The sequence below is a fragment of the Bradyrhizobium sp. LCT2 genome (genome assembly GCF_009931255.1).
In the GTDB taxonomy this organism is placed as follows: Bacteria; Pseudomonadota; Alphaproteobacteria; order Rhizobiales; family Xanthobacteraceae; genus Bradyrhizobium; species Bradyrhizobium diazoefficiens.
Genome location: NZ_CP034432.1, coordinates 1,335,454 through 1,361,230 on the forward strand (window position 1 = coordinate 1,335,454; position 25,777 = coordinate 1,361,230).

At 65.8% G+C, this 25,777-nt stretch carries 20 protein-coding genes; 15 read left to right on the forward strand and 5 right to left on the reverse strand.

Annotated elements, in window-relative coordinates:
* Nucleotides 1-88: 88 nt before the first annotated feature.
* Nucleotides 89-2,878 (reverse strand): [protein-PII] uridylyltransferase, encoded by a 2,790-nt coding sequence (locus EI171_RS07000; protein ID WP_028172605.1) that lies wholly within the window; start codon nt 2,876-2,878, stop codon nt 89-91.
* Between the two features lie 188 nt (nt 2,879-3,066).
* On the opposite strand from EI171_RS07000, the gene EI171_RS07005 reads away from it, so the two are divergent.
* The 6 genes from EI171_RS07005 (at nt 3,067) to EI171_RS07030 (ending at nt 9,594) form a co-directional block, all read left to right on the forward strand.
* Complete coding sequence (locus EI171_RS07005) at nt 3,067-4,038, forward strand: aliphatic sulfonate ABC transporter substrate-binding protein (RefSeq protein ID WP_161532917.1); 972 nt, start codon at nt 3,067-3,069, stop codon at nt 4,036-4,038.
* A gap of 261 nt (nt 4,039-4,299) precedes the next feature.
* Nucleotides 4,300-5,145 carry an ABC transporter permease gene (locus EI171_RS07010; protein ID WP_038965193.1) on the forward strand — a complete coding sequence of 282 codons (846 nt, stop codon included), beginning with the start codon at nt 4,300-4,302 and terminating at the stop codon, nt 5,143-5,145.
* A gap of 4 nt (nt 5,146-5,149) precedes the next feature.
* Entirely contained in the window at nt 5,150-5,935 is a 786-nt protein-coding gene (locus EI171_RS07015; RefSeq protein WP_060909486.1) for an ABC transporter ATP-binding protein, read from the forward strand.
* A gap of 55 nt (nt 5,936-5,990) precedes the next feature.
* Entirely contained in the window at nt 5,991-6,500 is a 510-nt protein-coding gene (locus EI171_RS07020) for an OsmC family protein (RefSeq protein WP_027542149.1), read from the forward strand.
* Nucleotides 6,501-6,720: 220 nt separating this feature from the next.
* On the forward strand, nt 6,721-7,530 hold the full coding sequence (locus EI171_RS07025) for a hypothetical protein (protein WP_161532918.1): 810 nt from the start codon (nt 6,721-6,723) through the stop codon (nt 7,528-7,530).
* Between the two features lie 387 nt (nt 7,531-7,917).
* Nucleotides 7,918-9,594 (forward strand): PAS domain-containing methyl-accepting chemotaxis protein, encoded by a 1,677-nt coding sequence (locus tag EI171_RS07030; protein WP_202633107.1) that lies wholly within the window; start codon nt 7,918-7,920, stop codon nt 9,592-9,594.
* Between the two features lie 116 nt (nt 9,595-9,710).
* Here EI171_RS07030 and mutS read toward each other — a convergent pair whose 3' ends face one another.
* A complete protein-coding gene (mutS, locus tag EI171_RS07035; RefSeq protein WP_161532920.1) occupies nt 9,711-12,449 on the reverse strand; it encodes a DNA mismatch repair protein MutS in 2,739 nt (912 codons plus the stop codon).
* Nucleotides 12,450-12,664: 215 nt separating this feature from the next.
* On the opposite strand from mutS, the gene pcaF reads away from it, so the two are divergent.
* The 6 genes from pcaF (at nt 12,665) to EI171_RS07065 (ending at nt 19,434) form a co-directional block, all read left to right on the forward strand.
* Nucleotides 12,665-13,873 carry a 3-oxoadipyl-CoA thiolase gene (gene pcaF, locus EI171_RS07040; RefSeq protein WP_011083747.1) on the forward strand — a complete coding sequence of 403 codons (1,209 nt, stop codon included), beginning with the start codon at nt 12,665-12,667 and terminating at the stop codon, nt 13,871-13,873.
* 138 nt (nt 13,874-14,011) lie between these two features.
* Nucleotides 14,012-14,905, forward strand: a complete 894-nt coding sequence (locus EI171_RS07045) for a dioxygenase (protein ID WP_060912787.1) — start codon at nt 14,012-14,014, stop codon at nt 14,903-14,905.
* A 129-nt stretch (nt 14,906-15,034) separates the two neighbouring features.
* Nucleotides 15,035-15,736, forward strand: a complete 702-nt coding sequence (pcaH, locus tag EI171_RS07050) for a protocatechuate 3,4-dioxygenase subunit beta (protein WP_028172614.1) — start codon at nt 15,035-15,037, stop codon at nt 15,734-15,736.
* A 1-nt stretch (nt 15,737) separates the two neighbouring features.
* Entirely contained in the window at nt 15,738-16,340 is a 603-nt protein-coding gene (pcaG, locus tag EI171_RS07055; RefSeq protein ID WP_202633108.1) for a protocatechuate 3,4-dioxygenase subunit alpha, read from the forward strand.
* Nucleotides 16,341-16,602: 262 nt separating this feature from the next.
* Nucleotides 16,603-18,294, forward strand: coding sequence for a methyl-accepting chemotaxis protein (locus EI171_RS07060; protein WP_011083751.1), 1,692 nt, complete (start codon nt 16,603-16,605; stop codon nt 18,292-18,294).
* Between the two features lie 48 nt (nt 18,295-18,342).
* On the forward strand, nt 18,343-19,434 hold the full coding sequence (locus EI171_RS07065) for a phosphotransferase (RefSeq protein ID WP_011083752.1): 1,092 nt from the start codon (nt 18,343-18,345) through the stop codon (nt 19,432-19,434).
* A 177-nt stretch (nt 19,435-19,611) separates the two neighbouring features.
* Here EI171_RS07065 and EI171_RS07070 read toward each other — a convergent pair whose 3' ends face one another.
* Genes EI171_RS07070 through EI171_RS07080 form a run of 3 tightly spaced genes read right to left on the reverse strand, consistent with a single transcriptional unit; the run spans nt 19,612 to nt 22,811 of the window.
* Nucleotides 19,612-21,168 (reverse strand): MDR family MFS transporter, encoded by a 1,557-nt coding sequence (locus EI171_RS07070; protein WP_011083753.1) that lies wholly within the window; start codon nt 21,166-21,168, stop codon nt 19,612-19,614.
* Between the two features lie 4 nt (nt 21,169-21,172).
* Nucleotides 21,173-22,336 (reverse strand): HlyD family secretion protein, encoded by a 1,164-nt coding sequence (locus EI171_RS07075; protein ID WP_161532921.1) that lies wholly within the window; start codon nt 22,334-22,336, stop codon nt 21,173-21,175.
* Nucleotides 22,329-22,811, reverse strand: a complete 483-nt coding sequence (locus tag EI171_RS07080; RefSeq protein ID WP_011083755.1) for a MarR family winged helix-turn-helix transcriptional regulator — start codon at nt 22,809-22,811, stop codon at nt 22,329-22,331. The genes EI171_RS07075 and EI171_RS07080 overlap by 8 nt, the downstream gene beginning before the upstream one ends.
* 155 nt (nt 22,812-22,966) lie before the next feature.
* Between EI171_RS07080 and EI171_RS07085 the strand changes: the two genes are divergently transcribed.
* From EI171_RS07085 to ispG, 3 genes are read left to right on the forward strand one after another with little or no spacing between them, the layout of a single operon-like run.
* Nucleotides 22,967-23,461, forward strand: coding sequence for a Fur family transcriptional regulator (locus tag EI171_RS07085; RefSeq protein ID WP_011083756.1), 495 nt, complete (start codon nt 22,967-22,969; stop codon nt 23,459-23,461).
* A 34-nt stretch (nt 23,462-23,495) separates the two neighbouring features.
* Nucleotides 23,496-24,449, forward strand: coding sequence for a DMT family transporter (locus tag EI171_RS07090; protein WP_011083757.1), 954 nt, complete (start codon nt 23,496-23,498; stop codon nt 24,447-24,449).
* A gap of 12 nt (nt 24,450-24,461) precedes the next feature.
* Nucleotides 24,462-25,745, forward strand: coding sequence for a flavodoxin-dependent (E)-4-hydroxy-3-methylbut-2-enyl-diphosphate synthase (gene ispG / locus EI171_RS07095; protein ID WP_027542165.1), 1,284 nt, complete (start codon nt 24,462-24,464; stop codon nt 25,743-25,745).
* Nucleotides 25,746-25,777: the final 32 nt, after the last annotated feature.

A 25,777-nucleotide genomic window follows, 5' to 3' on the forward strand; every position in this document is an offset into this window, starting at 1 on the left:
CCGCGTCACCAGTGGCTCGATGGATTCCGGGCTCGCCGCTGCGCGGCGCCCCGGAATGACGAGGGGAGAGAGGTGCGCGCGACCGCCGTCACGCCGCCGGCTGAACCGCCTTGTCGCCGGCCATCACGTGGGTCAGCGCGCTCTTGATCGCGGACTGGCGGGTCGGCGCGTTGATCTGCGCGCCGAGCAGGTCGGTGACGTAGAACACGTCGCGCGCGCGCTCGCCGAAGGTCGCGACGTGGGCGGAGGCGATGTTGAGATTGAGCTTCGAGATCGCGGTGGTGAGCTCGTAGAGCAGGCCGGGCCGGTCGAGGCCGGATACCTCGATCACGGTGTAGCGGTCCGACCACTGGTTGTTGATGGTCACTTCCGGCTCGATCACGAAGGGCCGTGCCTTGCTGCGCACGGTGCGCCGCGCCACCACCTCGGGCAGGCGCAGCTTGCCTTCCAGCACGTCCTCGATCATCTCGCCGATGCGGGTGGCGCGCCTTCCCTCGTCCTCGTCGCGGTCGTATTCCCGGGAGATCGAGATCGTGTCGAGCGCGCGGCCGTCGGTCGTGGTGTAGATCTGGGCGTCGACGATGTTGGCGCCGGCGGAGGCACAGGCGCCCGCGATGATCGACAGCAGCCAGGGATGGTCGGCCGCGAAGATGGTCAGCTCGGTGACGCCGCGCACCTCGTCGAAGCCGACATTGATCGCGAGCTTGTGGCCGGCCTGCTCGCTGGAGCGGACGAAGCGGGCGTGGCGGATCTTGCGCGGCAGCTCGACCTTGAGCCAGTAGGCCGGATAGTGCCGGGCGATATAGGCATCGAGCTCGTCCGCCGGCCACTCGGCGAAGGCGTTACGGAATTCGGCGTAGGCGGCCGTGAGGCGCTTGCCGCGATCGACCTCCGAGAAGCCGCCGGTCAGCACCGGCTCGGTCTCGTAATACAGCGAACGCAAGAGCTGTGCCTTCCAGCCGTTCCACACGCCGGGGCCGACGCCGCGGATGTCAGCGGTGGTGAGGATCGTCAGCAGCTTCATCTGCTCGACCGACTGCACCACGGCAGCGAAATTCTCGATCGTCTTGCGGTCCGACAGGTCGCGCGACTGCGCGACCGTGGACATGGTCAGATGCTCCTCGATCAGCCAGGCCACGAGCTCGGTGTCGGCCGGGCTGAAGCCGAGCCGCGGGCAGAGCCGCCGCGCCACCTTGGCGCCGGCGATGGAGTGATCCTCCGGCCGGCCCTTGGCGACGTCGTGCAGGAGCGTGGCGATGTAGATCACCGAGCGATGCTCGGGCCGGATCTTGCGCATCAGGTCGCTGGCTACGGCGAATTCCTCAATGCCGCCGCGCTCGATGTCCTGGAGGAAGCCGACGCAGCGGATCAGGTGCTCGTCCACTGTGTAGTGATGATACATGTTGAACTGCATCATCGAGACGATCTTGCCGAAGGCCCGGATGAAGTGGCCGAGCACGCCGGTCTCGTTCATCCGACGCAGCACGATCTCCGCGTTGTCGGAGGTCAGGATCTCCATGAACAGCCGATTGGCTTCGGGGTTCTCGCGGAGCTGGGCGTTGATCAGGCCGAGCGAGCGCGTCACGTCGCGCATCGCGTCCGGATGAAAGGCGAGGTTGTTCTTCTGCGCCAGGCGGAAGATGCGGATCAGGTTGACCGGGTCGTGCTTGAAGACGTCGGGCGCGGCGACGTTGATGCGGTTGTTGTCGACGATGAAATCGTCGCTGTCAGGCACGCGCCGCTTCGCGGGGGTCGGGCGCAGCCGCGCCATCATCCGGCTCAAGACCGGCGCGGGCTTGGCCTGCTGGTCCTCGAGCTTGGCGCAGAGGATGGCGGTGAGGTTGCCGACTTCCTTGGCGACCAGGAAGTAGTGCTTCATGAACCGCTCGACGTCCTGCATGCCGGGATGCGAGGTGTAGCCGAGCCGGACTGCGATCTCGCGCTGGAGATCGAAGGACAGGCGCTCTTCGGCGCGGCCGGAGTAGAAGTGCAGGTTGCAGCGCACCGACCACAGGAAATCGGCGCAGCGGCGGAACGTGCGGTATTCCTGCGCGTCGAACACGCCGCGCTCGACCAGCTCGTCGGTGTCGCGGACGCGGTAGACGTATTTGGCGATCCAGAACAGCGTGTGCAGGTCGCGCAAGGCGCCCTTGCCGTCCTTGACGTTGGGTTCGACCAGATAGCGCGACTGGCCGCCGCGGCGGTGCCGCTCCTCGCGCTCGGCGAGCTTTGCGGTGACGAATTCGGACGCGGTGCCCTGCACCACTTCCTTGTCGAAGCGTTCGACCAGCTCGTCATAGAGAGGCTGGTCGCCGGTCAGGAAGCGCGTCTCCAGGATTGCGGTGCGGATCGTCATGTCGCCGCGCGCCTGCCGGATCGACTCGTCGACCGAGCGCGTGGCGTGCCCGACCTTCAGCCCCATGTCCCAGAGGCAATAGAGGATCGCCTCGGCGACCTGCTCGCCCCAGGCGGTCTGCTTGTAGGGCAGGATGAAGAGCAGATCGATGTCCGATTCCGGCGCCATCAGGCCGCGGCCATAGCCGCCGGTCGCGACCACCGCCATGCGCTCGGCGCCGCTCGGGATCGGCGAGCGGTAGAGATGGCGGGTTGCCGCCGAATAGAGGATGCGGATGATCTCGTCCTGCACATGGCACAGCCGCTCGGCGCAGCGACGGCCATGGCGGTCCTTCAGCAGGATCGCCTGTGCGGCGGCGCGCGCCGCGATCAGTTCGGCCTTGAGCAATTGCGCCATGGCCGTGCGGAACGCGTCCTCGCGTCCCTGGTGCTTTTCGGCAAGCGCATCGACCGCGGCGGTGATCCGCGCGGTGTCGAAGCGGTCGTCCACCTCTTGCTTGTGCTCTGTCGTGACGCTGTCCATGTCACACCGGATATAAGAGGTGACAGGCGCTGTCACCCGCCATTCGCTGGCAATAGTCGTTCCATGCTTGAAAAGCCCGGCATCGGGCAAAGTTGTTCTCGGGCGACCCGCTTTCAAGGGAGGGATTTTCTCGTTGACCTCTAGGTATAACTCATTGAAAAACAATGAAGTTTTTGAGGAGGGCGGGCATGACCAAGGTGACACGACGCATTCTGCTGGTGGGCGCGATGGCGCTCGCCATGACCCCCGCGGCGCGGGCGGCCGATCCGCTCAAGGAAATCCGCATCGACTGGGCGACCTACAATCCGGTGTCGCTGGTGCTGAAGCAGAAGGGGCTGCTGGAGAAGGAGTTCGCCAAGGACGGCATCACCATCACCTGGGTGCAATCGGCCGGCTCCAACAAGGCGCTCGAATTCCTCAATGCCGGCTCGATCGATTTCGGCTCGACCGCGGGCTCGGCGGCGCTGGTGGCGAAGATCAACGGCAACCCGATCAAGTCGATCTATGTCTATTCGCGTCCCGAATGGACCGCGCTGGTGACGGGCAAGGAGTCCAGGATCGCAAGCGTTGCGGATCTCAAGGGCAAGCGCGTCGCGGTGACGCGCGGCACCGATCCGCACATCTTCCTGGTGCGCGCGCTGCTTGGCGCCGGCCTCACCGAGAAGGACATCACGCCGGTGCTGCTCCAGCACGCCGACGGCAAGACCGCGCTGATCCGCGGCGATGTCGATGCCTGGGCCGGGCTCGATCCGATGATGGCGCAGGCCGAAGTGGAGGAGGGCGCCAAGCTGTTCTATCGCAAGGCGGACGCTAACACCTGGGGCATCCTCAATGTGCGCGAGCAGTTCCTGAAGGACTATCCGGACGTGGCCCGCCGCGTGCTCGCCACTTACGAAGAGGCGCGCAAATATTCGCTGGCGAACTATGACGAACTGAAGAAGACCTTCATCGCCGTGATGAAGCTTCCCGAGGCCGTCGTCGACAAGCAGCTCAAGGAGCGCACCGAGCTGACCCACAGCCGCATCGGCTCGCCCCAGCGCGAGTCGATCCTCGCCGCCGGCCTGGCGTTGCAGCAGGCGGGCGTCGTCGACGCCAAGGTTGACGTGAAGGCGACGCTGGATGCGCTGATCGACGACCAGATTCCGCTGCCGACGAATTAGTCGGCAGGAAGAGGCAGCCGCGCGTGCATCAAGCTCCGCCGTCGTCCCGGCCTAGTTGCGCAATTGCGCACGGGGGGCCGGGACCCATCACCACAGGGAGTGGTTGTTGCGCGAAGGCGGTCACTCCGAATCCCCGTAACCACTCCTCCCCGTGGTTATGGATCCCGGATCGGCGCGCGCTTGAGGCGCGCTTGTCCGGGACGACGGTCGTGGGTGTGGCGACACTGTTGCATTCCCTCACAAGACGCGCTTGCTATGGCCATGATCTCCGACGCGCCTGCCTTGCAACGATCCTCTGAACCGGCCGAGGGCGCCGCCGCGCCCTCGCGCATCGCGCGTTACGCGCGGCCGGTGCTGGGTGTGCTGTTGCCGCTCGCGCTCGCGCTCGGCTGGGAGCTCGTGGTGTGGTCCGGCTGGTCCAACGGCCGGCTGGTGCCGCCGCCCTCGCGCGTCTTTGTCACCATCACTGACCTCGCCCGCTCCGGCGAGCTGGTCCGTCACATCGCCGCGACGCTGTGGCGTGTCGGCCTTGGCTTCGCGTTCGGAGTGGTCGCCGGCACGCTGCTCGGCGCGATTTCCGGCTATTGGTCGCTGGCGCGCCGGCTGCTCGATCCGACCGTGCAGGCGCTGCGCGCGATACCCTCGCTGGCCTGGGTGCCGCTGTTCATCCTCTGGCTCGGTATCTTCGAGACATCGAAGATCGCGCTGATCGCGGTCGGCGTGTTCTTCCCGGTCTATCTCGGCGTGATGGGTGCCATCCTCTCGGTCGATCGCAAGATCGTCGAGGTCGGGCGCACCTTCCGCCTCTCCGGCCCGGCGATGATCCGCCGCATCCTCTTGCCCGCGGTGCTGCCGGCCTATGTGGTGTCGTTGCGCGTCGGCCTCGGTCTCGGCTGGATGTTCGTGGTGGCGGCCGAATTGATCGGGGCGTCCGAAGGTCTCGGCTATCTCCTGCTCGACGGCCAGCAGCTCGGCAAGCCCGCGCAGATCCTCGCCGCGATCGTGATCTTCGCCATGCTCGGCAAGCTCACGGACTGGCTGATCGAGGTCGGGTCCGCGCCCTTCCTGCGCTGGCAGGACGGCTTCGGGCGTCCCAGGGGAGCGTAGCGCGATGCTCGTGCTCGACAGGGTCAGCAAGACCTATCCCAACGGCGTCGAGGCGCTGGCGCGTTTCTCGGCCGCGATCCGCCAAGGCGAGATCGTCGCCATTATTGGCGGCTCCGGCTGCGGCAAATCAACATTGCTGCGCGCCATCGCCGGCCTCGATCGCGCCAGCTCAGGCACGGTGACGCTCGACGACGAGGCGATCGCCTCGCCCCACGCCAAGATCGGCATCATCTTCCAGGAGCCGCGGCTTTTGCCCTGGCTCAGCGTCGCCGACAATATCGGCTTTGGCCTTGCCGATTTGCCCGCGGCCGAGCGGCGCGAGAAGGTGGCGCGCGCGCTCGCGCGCGTCGGGCTCGCCGACAAGGCGCAGGCCTGGCCGCGCGAGCTCTCCGGCGGTCAGGCGCAGCGCGTCGCGATCGCCCGCGCGCTGGTGCCGCAGCCCGAGGTGCTCTTGCTCGACGAGCCGTTCTCCGCGCTCGACGCATTCACCCGCAGGGATCTCCAGGATCATCTGCTCGATCTCTGGGCCGACACGCGCCCGACCTTGATCCTCGTCACACATGACGTCGACGAGGCCGTGGTGCTGGCAGATCGCGTGCTGGTGATGCGGCCGCGGCCGGGCCGCCTGTTCGACCAGATCGAGATCAATCTGGGCCGGCCGCGCGACCGCAATTCGCCGCTGTTCGAGAACTTCAAGCGAAGTGTGCTGACGTCACTCGACCGTTCGCTCGACCGCAGCGTGCCCGACCGTGACGCAACCCAGGGTCCCGGTCAGGCCATGTGGTGGTGACAATTTCTCCTCAAGCCGGTACATCGAGGGGCGATTTTTCCGGGAGAGAACGAAAATGGACGCTGCCCAACTGCGCCAGATGCAGGCCCCGATCAAGGAACGCTACAAGACCGATCCCAAGACCGCGCTGATCACGTTGAAGGCCAAGGGCTCGACCGACAGCGACGGTATCGCCTGCAAGGTCGAGACCGGCCGGGCCATCGCGCTTGCCGGCCTGCATCCGGCCACCGGCGGCTCCGGCCTCGAACTCTGCTCCGGCGACATGCTGCTCGAGGCGCTGGTTGCTTGCGCCGGCGTCACGCTGAAATCGGTTGCGACCGCGATCGAGGTGCCGCTCAAGACCGGCAACGTCTATGCCGAGGGCGATCTCGATTTCCGCGGCACGCTCGGCGTCGACAAGGAGACGCCGGTCGGCTTCGCCGAGATCCGCCTCCGCTTCGAGGTCGACACGCCGGCGCCGCAAGACAAGCTCGATCTGCTGCTCAAGCTCACCGAGCGCTATTGCGTGGTCTACCAGACCATCAAGAACGGCCCGAAGGTTTCGGTGTCGATGCAGCGGATGTGAGACGCGAGAGTCGCTGCTCCACAATTGGTGTCGTTCCCGCGGAGGCGGGAACCCATAACCCCAGGCCGTCGTGATTTCGGACGGTCGTAGGTCCGGCTCTCGAATCACTACGCCCTGTGGCTATGGATTCCGGGTTCGCGCTTCGCGCGCCCCGGAATGACGGACAGAATGCCTTCCTTCCGGATCTGCGCTTCGCTTGTCCGGCACGACAAACAAAAAAATGTCCCCCGAGCTCCACTTCATCCTGTTCCTGCTCCTGCGCATGGCGATCGCGGCGGCGTTCGTCGTGACGGCCTCGATCATCACCGAACGCTCGGGTCCGGTGATCGGTGCGCTGATCGCGACCCTGCCGGTCTCGGCCGGTCCGTCCTACGTCTTCCTCGCGATCGACCATGACGCCGCCTTCATCGCGCAGGGCGCGCTGGCGAGCCTGCCGGTGAACGCGGCGACCATCTTCATGTGCCTCACCTATGTCGTGCTGTCGCAGCGGCACAATCTCGCGGTGAGTTGCGGCAGCGCCGTCGCGGTGTGGATCGGGCTGGCCTCGGTCATCCGCCAGTTCGACTGGTCGCTCACCGCCGGGCTTGCCGCCAATCTGATCGCGTTCGGCATCTGCATTCCGCTGCTCGCAGGCTATCGCCACGTGAAGATGCCGCTGGTGACGCGGCGCTGGTACGACGTCCCGATGCGGGCCGCGCTGGTCGCGACCCTCGTCGCCATCGTGGTCTCGACTTCCAGCTGGGTCGGTCCCCGTATCAGCGGCATCATCGCGCTGTATCCCGTGGTGTTCTCCAGCATGATGGTGATCCTGCATCCGCGCATCGGCGGTCCGCCGACCGCCGCCGTGCTCGCCAACTCCGCCTGGGGTCTGCTCGGATTCGGCATGGCGGTCGCCGTCATGCACGTCGCGGTGGTGCAGTTCGGCCTGGCCGTCGGCTTGAGTCTTGCGCTCGGCACCTGCGTCACCTGGAACCTGACGCTGTGGGGGATCGGCCGGCGCGCGATGTGCAAGGCTCGGCAGAAGCCGTGAGACTACGGATGAACGCGAGATGACGTCGAAGACATAACTGCGGCTAGTTCATTCGAGCAATCAGCGCGGCGTCCCGCAAGCCGTTGAATGACAAATGTCATTTCAAATTCGGGCCGAGACCGCCGCGGGGCGCCGTGTGCACCGGCGATTTTCCCCGGCTGCTGCTTTCCGACATTTCTATTAGAACTTTGTTCGAGCTTTTCCCGTACGAATCAATTTGCATACCCGCGTCCGACACCGCCCGCGTATATTTTGGCGGATCTCTATTCAAGCGATCGGACCTGCGGGAACCGCTGATTGGAATACGGCATCGTTGCCGCGCGGTCACATCCCCTGGTTCCGACGGGCACGTCCCGATCGGTGTTGTTTCGAGATGGAGATTCTTTGATGTTTGGTCGCAACTCCCGCAGTGATGCAGACGCACAGCTCGCCGCCATCGGCCGGTCGCAGGCCGTGATCGAGTTTGCGATGGATGGCACGATTCTTACGGCCAACCAGAACTTCCTGAAGGCGCTCGGCTACTCCTTCGACGAGATCAAGGGAAAGAAGCACGCCATGTTCGTGCCGGCCGATCAGCGCGACAGCGCCGAATACAAGGCGTTTTGGGCGCAGCTCAACCGCGGCGAGCCGCAGGCCGCCGAATTCAAGCGAATTGCCAAGGGCGGCCGCGAGGTCTGGATCGAGGCGTCCTACAATCCGGTGCTCGACAATGCCGGCAAGCCGGTCAAGGTCGTGAAGATCGCGACCGACATCACCGCCAAGAAGGTCCGCGCCATGACGGAAGCCTCCAAGGTGTCCGCCATCAGCCGCGCCCAGGCCGTGATCGAGTTCAAGCTCGACGGTACCGTCGTCACGGCCAACGAGAATTTCTGCAAGGCGCTCGGCTATTCGCTGGCCGAGATCGAGGGCAAGCACCACAGCCTGTTCGTGGCTCAGTCCGAGCGTGACGGCGGCGCTTATCGCGAATTCTGGGCCGCGCTCAACCGCGGCGAATACCAGGCCGGCGAGTTCAAGCGCATCGGCAAGGGCGGTCGCGAGGTCTGGATCCTCGCCTCCTACAATCCCCTGCTCGACGAGAACGGCAAGCCGTTCGGCGTCGCCAAGTTCGCGACCGACATCACCGCGGAGAAGCTGAAGAACGTCGATCTCGCCGGTCAGATTGCGGCGATCGACAAGGCGCAGGCGGTGATCGAGTTCAACATGGACGGCACCATCATCACCGCCAATGCCAACTTCCTCGGAACGCTCGGCTATTCACTCGCCGAGATCAAGGGCCATCATCACAGCATGTTCGTCGAGCCTGCCGAGCGTGACGGCGCGGCCTATCGCGAGTTCTGGGCCGCGCTCAACCGCGGCCAGTACCAGGCGGCGGAATACAAGCGCATCGGCAAGGGCGGCAAGGAGGTCTATATTCAGGCCTCCTACAACCCGATCCTCGATCTCAACGGCAAGCCGTTCAAGGTCGTGAAATATGCCACCGACACCACGAAGCAGGTGCTCGTCCGCATGGGCAACGAGCGCGTCCGCGGCATGATGGAATCTGTCGCCGCGGGTTCGGAGGAGCTCAACGCCTCGGTGCGGGAGATTTCCGAGGCGATGACCAAATCGCGCGAAACCGCGATGAGCGCGGTGGATCAGGTCGCCGCCGCCGACGCCCAGGCGCAGCGCCTCACCGAGGCCGCGCAGGCGATGAGCGGCATCGTCGAGATGATCAACAGCATCACCGGGCAGATCAACCTGCTCGCGCTCAACGCCACGATCGAATCCGCGCGCGCCGGCGAAGCCGGCCGCGGCTTTGCCGTGGTCGCCTCCGAGGTGAAGAGCCTCGCCAACCAGGCCAAGCAGGCGACCGACAAGATCGGCCAGGAGATCGGCAGCCTCAACGGCATCTCCGGCGACGTCGTCAGCGCGCTCGGCTCCATCAAGCAGGCGATCAACAATGTCAGCGAATACGTGACATCGACCGCCGCCGCCGTCGAGGAGCAGAGCACGGTCACGAACGAGATGTCGACCAGCATGCAGCGCGCCGCGGCGGAAGCGGCGGCGATCGCGGCGCGGGCGTAGGGCAGTATCGTAGGGTGGGCAAAGGCGCGCGCACTTCGCGCGCCGTGCCCACCATCCATCCGCGAATTCGTCGTTGCATGGTGGGCACGCTACGCTTTGCCCACCCTACGGCGCCGTTACTGCTTCGGCAGCTTGGCCTTCAACGCATACAGTGCATCGAGCGCTTCGCGCGGAGACATCTCGTCGGGGTGCAGCGCCTTCACCGCGTCCATCAGCAGCTCCGCCTCGCTCGGCGGCGCGGCTTCCGCGGCGGCGCGTGAGGGCACGGCGAACAACGGCAGATCATCGGCGAGGGCCCGCGCGGTCTGGCCGCGATCCTGCGCCTCGAGTTTCGCCAGCACGGATTTGGCGCGCGTGATCACGGCCGGCGGCAGGCCTGCGAGTTTTGCCACCTGGATGCCGTAGGAGCGGTCGGCCGAGCCCGGCAGCACCTCGTGCAGGAACACGACATTGCCCTGCCACTCCTTGACGCGCACGGTGGCGTTGAACATCCGCGGCAGTTTTGCGGAAAGCGCGGTCAGCTCGTGATAATGCGTCGCGAACAGCGTGCGGCAGCGGTTGCTCTCGTGCAGATGCTCGATCGCGGCCCAGGCGATCGAGAGGCCGTCGAAGGTCGCGGTGCCGCGGCCGATCTCGTCGAGGATCACGAGCGCGCGCTCGCCGGCCTGGTTCAGGATCGCCGCGGTCTCGACCATCTCCACCATGAAGGTCGAGCGGCCCCGCGCGAGATCGTCGGCGGCGCCGACGCGCGAGAACAGGCGATCGATGATGCCGATGCGGGCGCGCGTCGCCGGCACGAAGCTGCCAATTTGAGCCAGCAAGGCAATGAGCGCATTCTGGCGCAGGAAGGTCGATTTACCAGCCATGTTGGGACCGGTCAGCAGCCAGAGCTGGCCGGATTTTTGCGCAGGGCTTGGCGACAGGTCGCAGGCATTGGCAATGAACGGCTCGCCGTTGCGCTTCAGGGCCTGCTCGACGACGGGATGGCGGCCGGCTTCGATCGCGAAGCCGAGCGAGGAGTCCACTTCCGGCCGCACATAGTTCTCGTCGACTGCAAGCTTGGCCAGCGAAGTCGCAACATCGAGCAGCGCAAAGCCTTGCGCGGCGGCGCGCAGGTCGTTGCTGATCTCCAGCGCCTTGGCGCAGAGCCGCTCAAAGATCTCGAGCTCGAGGCCGAGCGCGCGGTCGCCGGCATTGGCGATCTTGGCTTCGATCTCGCCGAGCTCGGAGGTCGTGAAGCGGACCTGGCCCGCAAGCGTCTGGCGATGGATGAAGGTCGCGTTGAGCGGTGCCGACATCAGCTTGTCGCCATGCTGCGCGGTGACCTCGACGAAATAGCCGAGCACGTTGTTGTGCCGGATCTTGAGGCCTTTGACGCCGGTGTCGTCGGCGTAGCGGGCCTGCATCGAGGCCACCACGAGGCGCGAGGCGTCGCGCAGGTTCCGGGCTTCGTCGAGCGCGGGCTCATAGCCCTGGCGCACGAAGCCGCCGTCGCGCTTGATCAGCGGCAGTTGCTCGTCGAGCGCTGTCGCAAACTCGGCCGCGAGCTCGCGCGATGGTCGCGTCAAGGCCGCCATCACCGCCGCGATCTCCTGCGGCGGCTGGTCGAGTTCGCCGAGCCGCGCCAGCACCTGGTCGGCGGCGATGATGCCGTCGCGCAAGCCCGCGAGGTCGCGCGGTCCGCCGCGGCCGACCGAGAGACGGGCCAGCGCCCGCGACATGTCGGGCGCGCCGCGCAGGATGCTGCGGATGTCTTCGCGCGCGGCGGAATCGGCAACGAAGGCGCCGACCGCGTCGAGCCGCCGTGCGATCGCCGGCGCATCCGTCAGCGGCGCCGCCAGCCGCTGCGCCAGCAGGCGCGAGCCCGCCGAGGTCACGGTGCAGTCGATCGCATCGAGCAGGGAGCCGCGGCGCTCGCCGGCGAGCGTCCGCGTCAGCTCGAGATTGGCGCGCGTGGCCGGATCGATCGCCATGGTCGCACCCGAGGCTTCGCGCGCGGGCGGTGACAGTGGCGGGTGCCTGCCGACCTGGGTGCGGTCGACATAGGTGACGGCGGCGGCCGCGGCCGTCGCTTCGAGCCTGGTCAGCTGTGCCAGCCCGTCCATGGTCGCGACGGCAAAGTAGTCGCACAGCCGCTTCTCGGCGGTTGCGCCGTCGAAGACGTCGCGGGTCAGCGGCGTCACCGCCGGCAATTCGCGCAAGGTCTGTCCGAGCTCGTTGTCATTGTAGAGCGCGTCGGTGACGATCGCCTCGTTCGGATTGATCCGCGCCAGCGTTGCGGCGAGCTCACCGCCCGAGCATTCCGTCACCATGAATTCGGCGGTTGAGATGTCGATCCATGCGAGCCCGAAGCGGTCGCCGCCGGTGGACGAGCGGGCGCGCGCGATCGCCAGCAGGTAATTGTTGGCGCGCGCATCGAGCAGCGTGTCCTCGGTCAGCGTGCCGGGCGTGACCAGCCGCACCACGCCGCGGCGCACCACGCTCTTGTTGCCGCGCGCTTTCGCGGCGGCGGGATCCTCGGTCTGCTCGCAGACCGCGACCCGGTGGCCGGCCGAGATCAGGCGGTGCAGATAATCCTCAGCGCGCTCGACCGGAACGCCGCACATCGGGATATCCGCGCCCTGGTGCTTGCCGCGCTTGGTCAGCACGATGCCGAGCGTCTTGGAGGCGATCTCGGCGTCCTCGAAGAACAATTCGTAGAAGTCGCCCATCCGGTAGAACAGCAGCAGGCCCTGATGCGCCGCCTTGATCTCCAGGTACTGTTCCATCATCGGCGTGACGCGCGCGGCGGCTTCCGCCTGCGGCGCGGGCGTTTCGTCGGGCGGCGGTACGGGTATCGGCTGTTGCATCGTCATGGGCGGCGCAACCTACAAAATTTCGTCCCGCGCTCCTATCGGTTTGGCCGGGGAAGGGAGGTTTTCCACGCTGTCCGCACTGCGGCATGCGTGGCAGGCGTGCACGCCCCTCGGAACACGCGCGTATCAGTCAATTGACCTGCCGCGGGCGCCCTCCTAAAACTCCGCCGGAATTGAAGAATTTGGCCGGACCGCGGCATTCAGGGAGAACAACGATGCGTGACGTCTTTATCTGCGATGCCGTGCGGACCCCGATCGGCCGTTTCGGCGGCTCGCTCGCCAAGGTGCGTGCCGACGACCTCGCCGCCGCGCCGATCAAGGCGCTGATGGCCAAGCACCCCAATCTCGATTGGGCGCAGGTGGACGAGGTGTTCTTCGGCTGCGCCAACCAGGCCGGCGAGGACAACCGCAACGTCGCACGCATGGCGTTGCTGCTCGCAGGCCTCCCCGACTCGGTTCCCGGCCAGACCCTGAACCGCCTGTGCGCCTCCGGCCTCGATGCAGTCGGTGCCGCCGGCCGCGCCATCCGCTCCGGCGAGATCGAGCTCGCCATTGCCGGCGGCGTCGAATCCATGACCCGCGCGCCCTTCGTGATGGGCAAGGCGCAGGAGGCCTTCTCCCGCTCGGCCGAGATTTTCGACACCACCATCGGCTGGCGCTTCATCAATCCGCTGCTGAAGGCGCAGTACGGCGTCGATGCGATGCCGGAGACCGGCGAGAACGTCGCCGAGGAATTCCAGGTCTCGCGCGCCGACCAGGACGCCTTCGCCATCCGCTCGCAGCAGCGCGCAGGCGCCGCGATCGCGGCCGGCTATTTCGCCGAAGAAATCACGCCGATCAGCATTCCCGGCGGCAAGACCGGTCCGATCACGGTGGACAAGGACGAGCATCCGCGTCCCGAGACCACGCTGGAAGGTCTCGCCAAGCTGAAGCCGATTGTGCGCAATCCCGGCACGGTCACCGCCGGCAACGCATCCGGCGTCAACGACGGCGCGGCTGCGATGATCCTGGCGTCCGAAGCTGCCGTGAAGAAGCATGGCCTGACGCCGCGCGCCCGCATCCTCGGCCTCGCCTCGGCCGGCGTGCCGCCGCGCATCATGGGCATTGGACCCGTGCCTGCGACCCGCAAGCTGATGGAGCGGCTCGGCAAGAAGATCAGCGATTTCGACCTGATCGAGCTCAACGAGGCCTTCGCCTCGCAGGGCATCGCCTGCATGCGCCAACTCGGTGTTGCCGACGATGCCGACTTCGTCAATCCGCATGGCGGCGCCATCGCGCTCGGACATCCCCTCGGCATGAGCGGCGCGCGCCTGGCGCTCACCGCCGTGCACGGCATGGAGAAGCGCGGCGGCAAGCTCGCGCTCGCCACCATGTGCGTCGGCGTCGGCCAGGGCGTTGCCGTGGCGATCGAGAAGCTGAACTGACGGTCCACGCAGTGGACCGTCATCCCGGGGCGGTGCGCTTGCACCGAACTATGGTGCGCAGTTGCGCACCTGAGGATCTCGAGATTCCGGGTTCGATGCTTCGCATCGCCCCGGAATGACGAGGGAAGGGACCGCGCCATGATCATCGAACGTGAGCAGGACGTCACGGCCGCGGCACTGGCGGTGATGGAGCGGACGTCCGATCCGCGGCTTCGCCAGATCATGGTCTCACTGGTCAAGCACCTGCACGCCTTCGTCCGCGATGTTCGCCTGACCGAGGCGGAATTCCGCGACGCCACGGCGATCGTGGCCGAGCTCGGCAAGCTGACCACCGATACGCATAACGAAGTCGTGCTGATGGCCGGCTCGCTCGGCGTCTCGCCGCTGGTGTGCCTGCTCAACAATGGCGATCAGGGCAATACGGAAACCGACCAATCGCTGCTCGGACCGTTCTGGCGGTTGAACTCGCCGCGGGTCGAGAACGGCGGATCGATCGTTCGCTCCGAGACCCCGGGTGCGCCGCTGTTCGTCAGCGGCCGCGTCGTGGACAAGGATGGCCGTCCCGTCACTGGGGCGGAGGTCGATGTCTGGCATGCCTCGCCGGTCGGTCTCTACGAGAACCAGGACCCCGAGCAAGCGGACATGAACCTGCGCGGCAAGTTCACGACCGACCAGGACGGGCGCTTCGCCTTCCGTTCGGTGATGATGGTTGGCTATCCCATTCCGACCAGTGGTGTGGTCGGCCGCCTGCTGAAGGCGCAGAGCCGGCATCCCTATCGTCCCGCGCATCTGCACGCGCTGATCTTCAAGCCCGGATTCAAGGTGCTGATCTCGCAGGTCTACGACCCCGCCGATCCGCATATCGACAGCGACGTGCAGTTCGGGGTGACGCAGGCGCTGATCGGCAAGTTCCTGCGCCACGATACGCCGCATCCGACCGCGCGCGACGTCGCGACGCCCTGGTACTCGCTCGACCACACCTACCGGCTCGAGACCGGCGAGGCCGTGCTGCCACGTCCGCCGATCAAATAGGGCGCGCCTGTGCCATGTGCCGGCGCAAAGAGGCCGCCAAACCCGCTTCCCCCAATTAGTTATATCCTATAATGATTGGCGGAAGTGTTGACCGGCCGGACCGAAAATGGCCGGGGGAGGAGTTCGCCAATGACATTCATCTATCCCGTCGATAGCAACAAGGCGCATCCGCTGCCGCTGTCGCCCGAGTACAAGAGCTCGATCAAGCGCGCACCGAACAAGCCCTTGATCCCGATGCGCCACACGCTGTCGGAATTGACCGGCCCGGTCTACGGCCACGAGACCGTGCGCGAGGGCGACAACGATCTCACCACACAGCATACCGGCGAGCCGATCGGTGAGCGCATCATCGTGCACGGCCATGTGCTCGACGAGGACGGCCGCGGCGTGCCGAATTCGCTGGTCGAGATCTGGCAGGCCAATTCCTGCGGCCGCTACGTCCATGTCCGCGACCAGCATCCGGCGCCGCTGGATCCGAACTTCACCGGCGCAGGCCGCACCCAGAGCGATGCCTCCGGCTACTACCGCTTCGTCACCATCAAGCCCGGCGCCTATCCGTGGGGCAATCACCACAACGCCTGGCGTCCCGCGCACATCCATCTCTCGGTGTTCGGCCATTCCTTCGTCACGCGCCTGGTGACGCAGATGTACTTCCCGGCCGATCCGCTGTTCCCGTTCGATCCGATCTTCAATTCGGTGCCGGACGAGAAGGCGCGCGCGCGGATGGTCTCGTCGTTCGATCTCGAGAACACCCAGCCCGAATGGGCGCTGTGCTACCGCTTCAACATCGTGCTGCGCGGCAAGAACGCCACGCCCATGGAGAACCACTAACGTGCAGGATTCTGTGAAGCCCGAGGGGATCACCCCATCGCAGACCGTCGGTCCGTTCTTCAAATACGGCCTGACGCCGACCGGCGACTACGCCTGGAATGACGCGTTCACCAACTCGACGCTGACGCCCGACGTCACGGGCGATCGTGTCCGCATCGAGGGTCGCGTGCTCGACGGTGACGGCGTCGCCGTGCCCGATGCCATGCTGGAGATCTGGCAGGCGGATGCTCAAGGCCGCTTCTCCGATCCGCAGGACAAGCGCGCGCTGCCGAACGCCAGCTTCCGCGGTTTCGCCCGCTGCGGCACCGACAAGGACGGCAATTACGCCTTCGACACCGTCAAGCCGGGCGCGGTGCCCGATCCCGACGGCAAGCCGCAGGCGCCGCATATCCTCCTTGCGGTGTTCGGCCGCGGCATGCTGCGGCATCTCTACACCCGGATCTATTTCAGCGACGAGGCCGGCAATGCCGCCGACCCCGTGCTGGCGCTGGTGCCCACTGAGCGCCGCGCCACGCTGATCGCGACGCGCGAGGCGGGGAAGGCGGTCTATCGCCTCGACCTGCGTTTGCAGGGCGACGACGAGACGGTGTTCTTCGACGTCTGAAGCCAAAGCGTGCCGGCGATATCGACAGCCAGCACGCGTTTCTCATCCAGCGCAACCGAGTCGGCTGCTGCTCCGCATCGGGCCCGAGTCGTTTCTCTTCGCGCCGTGAGTCGGTCTCGCTGCCTGAAAACCGACCGTTCGACATCCAATTCCCGTAATTTTCCGGTCTCCACGGAATACAATTTCCGCGCGAAGCAATCCCGTGTTTACCGCAATCGTTTAGGGTCCGTTCGGATTTCGACCAGCGGCATTGGATTGTTCCATGAAATTTCGTCTCTCGCTTTCTTCTGCGGTCATTGCATTCGGGATCGTTCTCGCCATCGGCTTCACGGCGGTCGTTTCCACCAGCCTCTACGCCCTGCGCGAGCTCAAGGTCGGCGGTCCGCTCTATTCCGACATCAAGCTGGGCAACGACCTCATCGCGGACATCCTGCCGCCGCCGGAATATGTCATCGAGGCCTATCTCGAAGCGACCCTCGCCATGCGCGAGCCGGATCAGCTGGCGGCCCATGGCGAGCGCCTGGTCCAGCTCCGCAAGGATTACGACGAGCGCAAGGCATTCTGGATCGCCTCCAGCCTCTCGGCCGATCTGAAGAACGCGCTAGTGTCGAAGTCCGATGCCGAGGTGCAGAAGTTCTGGAAAGTCCTGTCCGATCAGCTCCTGCCGGCCCTCAAGGCCAAGAACAGCGCCGCTGCCGAAGGCGCCTACGCGCAGCTCAAGGACGCCTACACGGCCCACCGCGCCGTCATCGACAGCATCGTCGAGAGCGCCAACAAGCAGAACGCCGATATGGAGAAGCTGGCCGCGGAGCGCGACAGCACCATGCTCTATATCCTCCTCGGCGTCTCCGCCGCCGTCCTGGCCTTCGTTGCCGCAGGCCTGCTTGGCGTTGCCCTCGGCGTGGTGCGCCCGATCGTGCGCATGACGGATACGATGCAAAGGCTCGCGACCGGCGATCTCGCCGCCGACATTCCATTTGCACACCGCCAGGACGAGGTCGGCTCGATGGCGGGCGCGCTTGTGGTGTTCAAGCAGGCGGCGGCCGAGAATTCGCGGCTGCGCGAGGAGCAGTTGCAGAAGGAGCAGGAGGCCGCGCTCGCCAAGCGCGGCGCCCTGCACCAGATGGCCGAGACCGTCGAGCGCGAGACCGGGCGCTCGGTCGACACCGCGAGCGCGGCGAGCCAGGGCGTCGAGCGGGCCGTCTCCAGCCTGTCCGAGATCGCGCGATCGCTGTCCTCGGAGTCGCAGGCGGTGGCCGCGGCCTCCACCCAGGCCCTCGGCAGTTCCCAGACCGTTTCGGCCGCGGCCGAAGAACTGAGTGTTTCGATCCGCGAGATCGCGGGCCAGGTCGCGCGGACCAGCACGGTCACCAGATCGGCCGTTGCCGGCCGTGAGCAGGCGCGTTCGACCATTCAAGCGCTGGCGGGATCGGTGAAGAAGATTGCCGAGGTCTCCGATCTCATCGGCGGCATCGCCGGCCAGACCAACCTGCTGGCGCTCAACGCCACGATCGAGGCGGCGCGCGCCGGCGAGGCCGGCCGCGGCTTTGCGGTGGTGGCCGCCGAAGTGAAATCCCTGTCCGACCAGACCGCCAAGTCCACGGAGGAGATCGGGCGGCTGATTGCCGAGATCCAGGCCTCGACGCAGGCCGCGGTCGATGCCGTCGAGACCATGGGGGGCCACATCGTCGAGATCGACGGCGTGGCGTCCTCGGTTGCTGCCGCGATGGAACAGCAGGACGCCGCGACGCGGGAGATCGCGCGGTCGATTTCCGAATCGGCGTCCGCCGCGAAGGAGGTCTCGGCCAAGATCGGCAATGTCAGCCGCGACGCCGCCTCCGTGAACGAGCGCGCCGCGGAGGTCAGGCAGGCGATCGCCGGCATGGCGTCCAATCTCGAACAGCTGCGGTCGGTCGTGGTCCGGACTGTGCGCGACTCGACCGCCGCGGCTTGAGCCCGGCATCGCGTCGGCCGCTGGTGCCCGGGGGCGTGATCGTGCAGTATGGCGCGGGACAGGGGCATCGTGGCTATGACATCTCCACAATTGCCGGCGGTCGTTGAGTCCGCCCAACTGACGGCGGCGCTGCGCAGGGGCGGCGTGCTTGACGCGGGCGCGGTGCGCGAGGTGAAGGTGCTGCATCAGCGTGACACCCTCGTGTCACAGATCGTCAGGCTCGGGCTGCGCTATGTCGGCGAGTCCGCTGGCGCCCCGCAGTCGCTGATCCTCAAGACTCCCAATTCCGCTTTCGCCGAGAGCCTCGCCAATGGCGGCCGGCGCGAGGTGGACTTCTACACGCAGCTTGCGCCGAAGATGCCGCCGGGACTGGTGCCGCGCTGCTTTGACGGGCATTTCGACGAGGACGGCCCCACCTGGCACCTGCTGCTCGAGGACCTTACCGACAGCCATGAGATCGCAACGAAGTGGCCGCTGCCGCCGTCGCGTGAGCAGGCGATGGCGATCGTCACGACACTGGCGCGCTGGCATGCGGCATGGTGGGACCATCCCGGTCTTGGCGACACCGTCGGCACCTGGGCGAGCGCCGAGGACCGCGCGCAGCACATGGAAACCTTCGCCGGCCATTACGACCGCTTCGCCGATCTGCTCGGTGATCGCCTCGGCGAAGAGCGCCGCACCCTCTATCGCCGCCTGATCGAGCACTCGGCTCGGCTATCCCAGCGCTATCATTCGCGGCGTCACATCAGCATTGCCCATGGCGATGCCCATATCTGGAATTTCATGCTGCCGCGCCCCGGCGTCGCGGATACCGTGCGCATCTTCGATTTCGACCAGTGGCGCATCAACGTGCCGACGAGTGACCTTGCCTACATGATGGCGATGCAATGGTACCCGGACCGCAGGCAGGCGCTCGAACGGCCGCTGCTCAATCGTTATCACGAGACGCTGGTCGCCAACGGCGTCAGCGGCTACACGCGCGGCGCGCTCGATCAGGACTATCGTCTGTCGGTGCTCTGGCACATCACGGGGCCGGTCTGGCAGTGGAGCATCAACATCCCGCCGCTGATCTGGTGGAACAATCTGGAGCGGGTGATGATGGCGGTCGAGGATCTGGGGTGTGAGGAGTTGTTGGGGTAGGCGACGCTACATACTTGCTGTCGTCCTGGCGAAAGCCAGGACTCATTACCCCAGGGCGAGGTTGTGGCGCGAAGCTGGTAATCACGAGTCTTCGCCAAACTCCTCCCTGGGGTAATGGGTCCTGGATCTGCGCTTCGCTTGTCCAGGACGACGGCGGAGCTTGTGACGCCCCTCCCCTTACTCCATCACCGCATGTTCCGGCCCCGCGGCCTGCCTGCGCAGCGTGGCCTTGGTCGAGCCGATCAACAGGGCGAGCGGGATGGTGCAGAGGATGAAGACCATCACCAGCATATAGTCGTGCGCGAAGGCGATGATCTGCGCCTGCACGCTGACCATCCTGTCGGCCATGGCGCGGCCCGCGTCGGTGGATAGGTTGATCATGCCGCTGACGCTGGGCATCTGGAGCGCGTGGTTGAACGGGTTGACGTGCTCGGACAGGATCGCATAGGTCCGCCGCGTGCCCTGCGTCAGCTGGGCGATGACGACGGAAATGCCGACCGAGCTCGCGACGTTGCGCATCAGGGTCAGCATCGCGGTGCCGTCGGTGCGCAGCTCGTTCGACAGCGTCAGGAACGCAACGGTCGAGAGCGGCACGAAGACCAGGCCGAAGCCAAAGCCCTGGATGACGCTGACGGTCACGATCTCCGGCACCTGGGTCAGGTCGGTCCAGCCGGTCATTTGATACAGCGAGCCCGCGGTCAGCGTCAGGCCGGAGATGATCAGCGTGCGTGCCTCGAAATAACGCATCATGCGGCCGACCAGCATCATGGCGAAGAAGGTGCCGAAGCCGCGGCTCGCCAGCAGCAGGCCGGCGGTGATGATGGGGTAGCCGATCACGTTCTGCATGTAGGGCGAGGCCAGCGCCATGGTCGAGAACAGCACGAGCCCCATCACGACCATGAACATGCAGCCGGTGACGAAATTGCGATCCTGGAACAGCGCGAAGCGGATGAACGGCGTCGAGGTCGTGAAGGAGTGCGCGACGAAGAAGTAGAACGCGACGGCGGAGACGATGAACTCCGCGACGATCTCATTGGATTCGAGCCAGCCCAATTGCTCGCCGCGGTCGAGCGCGAGCTGAAGCGAGCCGATCGCGACCGCCAGCGCAGCGAAGCCGAACCAGTCGAATTTGAGGCTGATGTCCTTCCTGGTCTCGTCCATGAAGATGATCAGCCCGAGCACGGTGATGGCGCCGAACGGCAGATTGACGAAGAACACCCAGTGCCAGGAATAGGTCTCGGTGAGCCATGCCCCTAGCGAGGGACCCATGATCGGGCCCATCATCACGCCCATGCCCCAGATCGACATCGCCTTGGCGCGTTCCTGGAGCGTGTAATAGTCGAGCATCACCGACTGCGACAGCGGCACTAGCGCCGCGCCGAACACGCCTTGCAGCAGGCGGAACAGCACCATCTGGTTGATGTCCTGCGCGAGGCCGCACAGCACCGACGCCATGGTGAAGCCGGCGGAGCAGATGATGAAGATGCGCTTGCGGCCGAAGCGGTTGGCGATCCAGCCCACCGGCGCCGTCATGATCGCGGCGGCGACGATGTAGGAGGTCAAGACCCAGTTGATCTGGTCCTGCGAGGCCGACAGCGTGCCCTGCATGTAGGGCAGGGCGACATTGGCGATGGTGGTGTCCAGCGCCTGCATGATGGTCGCGGTCATGGCGCAGATCGTCACCATGTTCCGGCGCAGACCGGGGACCATCAGGCTGGCATTGGGGCCGGACATCGGATCAGTCCTTGTCCTGGCCCGCGGTCGCCGACAGGCCGAACAGGCCGGCGAGCGAGCGCCGATGGCCGGTGTCGATGGTGGCGTAGACGCTCATGCCGGCCTTCAGCTTCCGCACGTATTTGTCGGTCTCGTCGAAATAGATGCGGATCGGCACGCGCTGCACCACCTTGACGAAATTGCCGGTGGCGTTCTGCGGCGGCAGGATCGCGAACTGCGCGCCGGTACCGGGCGAGAGCGAGCCGATCTTGCCCTTGAACACGTGGTTCGGGAACGCGTCGACCTCGAGGGTAACAGGCTGGCCTTCGGTGACGTAGGTGAGGTCGCTTTCCTTCGGATTGGCGTCGACCCAGGGATGGGCGACGTCGATGATGGAGAACACCGGCGTGCCGGCAGTGACGTAACGGCCGAGCTGAATCTGCTCGACCTGCGTCGCGACGCCGCCCATCGGCGCGCGCACCACGGCGTGATCGAGATTGCGCTCGGCGTTGTCGAGCTTGGACTTGGCCTGCGCGTAGGGTGGGAATTTCTCCAGCGGCAGGTCGGTATCGCCGAGCAGTTGCGTCTTGGCCGCCGAGATCTGCTGCTTGACGTATTGCGCGATCGAGCCTGATGTGACCAGCGCGTTCGCCGCGTTGTCGAGGTCGAGCTGCGAGCCGTAGCTGTTCTTGACCAGCGCCTGCTTGCGCTCGACGTCGCGCTGCTTGAGGTCGACGCCCTGCTGGGCGAGGCTCAGCATGTCGCCGTAGATCTTGATGTTGGCGCGGAGATTGTCGTAGGTCGACTGCGCCTGCGCGAGCTGCGCCCTGGCCTCGTCCACCGCGAGGCGGAACGGCACGGGATCGATCTCGAACAGCTCATCGCCCTGCTTGACGAGCTGACCTTCCCTCACGACGACCTTCTCGATCTTGCCGGAGATGTCGGGCGTCACCAGCACCTTCTGCGCACCGACATAGGCGTCATCGGTACCGACATAGCGGCCGCCATTCAGATAGAAGGTCAAGCCGCCAATGGCGGCGACGATCGGCAGCACGACCATCAGCAGGAAGCGGCGATAGCGCCGCAGGCCTGCGACGATGCGGCGGCGGGGATCGGTGCCGGCTTTCTTGGTGGGCTTGCCGCTGTCGATCTTCTGCTCGGGCTGGAACTTGATGACTTGATCAGCCATAGCGCTGCTCCTTACGTGCTTGTTCCGCTCCGGATGTCTGGATCGCGGTACGCACGTTTTCCTTGATTGCTTCGAGTTGGGTGAGGAGGCGATGGGCATCCGCCGGATTGATACCGTCGAGCGCGTTGGCCGTGATTTCGGACCTGAGCCCGCTCATCTTGCCGAGCAATTGCCGGCCGGCCTTCCTCAGGTAGAGGCGCTTGACGCGCCGGTCCGAGGCGTCGCTGCGGCGCTCGATCCAGTCATTGTCGCAGAGCTTGTCGATCAGGCGCGTCAGCGTGATCGGCTGCACCTCGAGGAGCTCGGCGAGCTCCGACTGCTTCATGCCCTCGCTACGCTCGACCTTGGCCAGCACCGCCCATTGCGCGCGGGTGATGCCGAAGCGCGACGCCTCCTTGTCGGCATAGACGCGCAGCAGGCGATAGAGCTCGGCGAGCGTAAACAGGAAGTTCTGGTCCACGGGCCCGCGGCTCATGAGCTTGGTCTCCTATAAGCTTGAGATACTATAAGCAAGCTTATGATTTTTTCATGGCGGGTTACGGGACGCTGTCCCGCTGCAAGAGCATGGCTGACCGCCGTTCGCCGGTCGTGCTTTGGGTTCCCTCGCCGAAATGCTAGAAGGCAGGCCAAATGACCCTCGCAAAGCCGGCATTCCCCGCGCCCGACCACGATCACGGCCGCTGCACTGCGGACGCGCTGGCGCATGCCGAGGAGGTTTGCGAGCAGCGCGCGCAGAAATTCACGCCGATTCGCCGCCAGGTGCTCGGGGCGCTGCTCTCCAGCCACCGCCCGCTCGGGGCCTACGAGGTGATCGACGAACTCGCCAAGTCGATGCCGCGGCCGGCGCCGATCACGATCTACCGTGCTCTCGATTTCTTGATGGCCAACGGCCTCGTGCACCGCATCGAAAGTCGCAACGCCTATCTCGCCTGCGCCGCCCACGACCACGATGCGACCTCCGCGGTGGCGTTCCTGATCTGCGAGCGCTGCGGTCTGGTCGGCGAGATCCCGTCGGCGTCCTTCGCCAAGGATATCAACGCCGCTGCGCGCAGCTCAGGTTTTGCCCCCAAATTGTCTGTGGTGGAGATCACGGGCATCTGCACCCATTGTCAGAAAACTGCATAAAGCAACAACGGCGCAAAGCCGATATCGGGAAGAAATGTCCTCACCTCAAGCCATACCGTCCGCCGGTCGCCCCCTCAGTGCCGGCGCCATCGCCCTGATGCTGATGCTGTGCCTGACCTGGGGGTTCAACCAGATCGCGGTGAAGCTGGTGCTGCCGGACATCCCGCCGATGCTCCAGGCGATGATCCGCTCGATGGGCGCGCTGCCGGTACTCTTCATCATCGGCACGCTGCGCGGCGTCAAATTCTTCGAGAAGGACGGCACGTGGAAGCCCGGCCTGATCGCCGGGCTGATGTTCGGCATCGAGTTCGTGCTGATCTTCCAGGGCCTGCGCCTCACGCCGGCGTCCCGGGCCGTGGTGTTTCTTTACACCGCACCGTTCTTCGTCGCGCTCGGCTCTTACCAGGTGCTCGGCGAACGGCTCGGCGGCACGCAATGGCTGGGGCTCGCGGTGAGCTTTGCCGGCGTCGCGCTCGCGATCGGCGTGCCGCAGCCGGATGTCGACGCCAAGGTGCTGCTCGGCGACCTCATGATCGTCGGCGGTGCCGCGCTGTGGGCGGCCACCACGCTGGTTGCCAAGGGCACGCGGCTGCGCTTCGCCGCGCCGGAGAAGGCGCTGGGCTACCAGGTTGCGACCTCGATCCCGATCCTGGGCCTGGCGGCCTGGTTGTTCGGCGAATCCATCACCCACACCCCGGCGCCGCTGTCCCTCGCCCTGATGGCCTTCCAGGCGATCTGGGTGGTGGGAACCACGTTCACGCTTTGGTTCGCGCTGGTGAAGGCCTATTCGGCCAGCAAATTGTCCGCTTTTACCTTCATCACCCCTTTGTTTGGCGTGGTGGGTAGCTATTTCATCATGCACGACACCTTGAGCCTGACATTCGGGGCCGCCGCGGTCCTTGTAATTGCTGGGCTTTTTCTGGTTAACCGTCCCAGCCAAACGGCTGCGGCGCCGCGCGATGCATTGCTGAACGTCACCAAAACCTGATATTTGGACCCCATGAACAAGCTCGAAAACACCATCGATTCAGACATCGCGGGCCCCGCGCCCCGGCACCGGACCACCCAGGTCAAGGTCGGAGACGTCGCCGTGGGCGGCGGTGCGCCGATCGTCGTGCAGTCGATGACCAACACCGACACCGCCGATATCGACGGCACCATCGCCCAGGTTGCAGCGCTCGCGCGCGCCGGCTCCGAAATGGTCCGCATCACCGTGGATCGCGAGGAGGCCGCGGCCGCCGTCCCGCACATCCGCGACGGCCTCGCCAAGCGCGGCATCACCACGCCCTTGATCGGCGACTTCCATTATATCGGCCACAAGCTGCTCGCGGCCTATCCCGCCTGCGCCGAGGCGCTCGCCAAGTACCGCATCAATCCCGGCAATGTCGGCTTCAAGGACAAGCGCGACACCCAGTTCGCCGACATCATCGAGATCGCGAACAAGAACAGCAAGCCGGTCCGCATCGGCGCCAATTGGGGTTCGCTCGACCAGGAGCTGCTGACCAAGCTGATGGACGAGAACGCCGCGTCCGCCAATCCGCGCGACGTGCGCGCGGTGACGCGCGAGGCCATGGTGCAGTCGGCACTGCTCTCGGCCGCGCGCGCCGAAGAGCTCGGCATGCCCAAGGACCGCATCATCCTCTCCGCAAAGGTCTCGGCGGTGCAGGATCTCATCGCGGTCTACCAGGATCTCGCATCGCGCTCCGACTACGCCATCCATCTCGGTCTCACCGAAGCCGGCATGGGCTCGAAGGGCATCGTCGCCTCCTCGGCCGCGCTCGGCATCCTGCTGCAGCAGGGCATCGGCGACACCATCCGCATCTCGCTGACGCCGGAGCCCGGCGGCGACCGCACCCGTGAGGTGCAGGTCGGCCAGGAGCTCCTGCAGACCATGGGCTTCCGCACCTTCGTGCCGCTGGTCGCGGCCTGCCCCGGCTGCGGCCGCACCACCTCGACCACGTTCCAGGAGCTGGCGCGCTCGATCCAGGATTTCATCCGCGACGAGATGCCGGCCTGGAAGACGAAATATCCGGGTGTGGAAGAGCTCAACGTCGCGGTGATGGGCTGCATCGTCAACGGCCCCGGCGAATCCAAGCACGCCAATATCGGCATCTCCTTGCCGGGCACCGGCGAAGCGCCGGCCGCGCCCGTCTTCGTCGACGGCAAGAAGTTCCGCACGCTGCGCGGCCCGACCATTTCCGCCGACTTCAAGGCGCTGGTGATCGACTACATCGACCAGCGCTACGGCCAGGGCGCCAAGGTACCGGTGACCGCGGCGGAGTAGTCGTTCCCAAACATTGGAATCGTGAGGCGGGT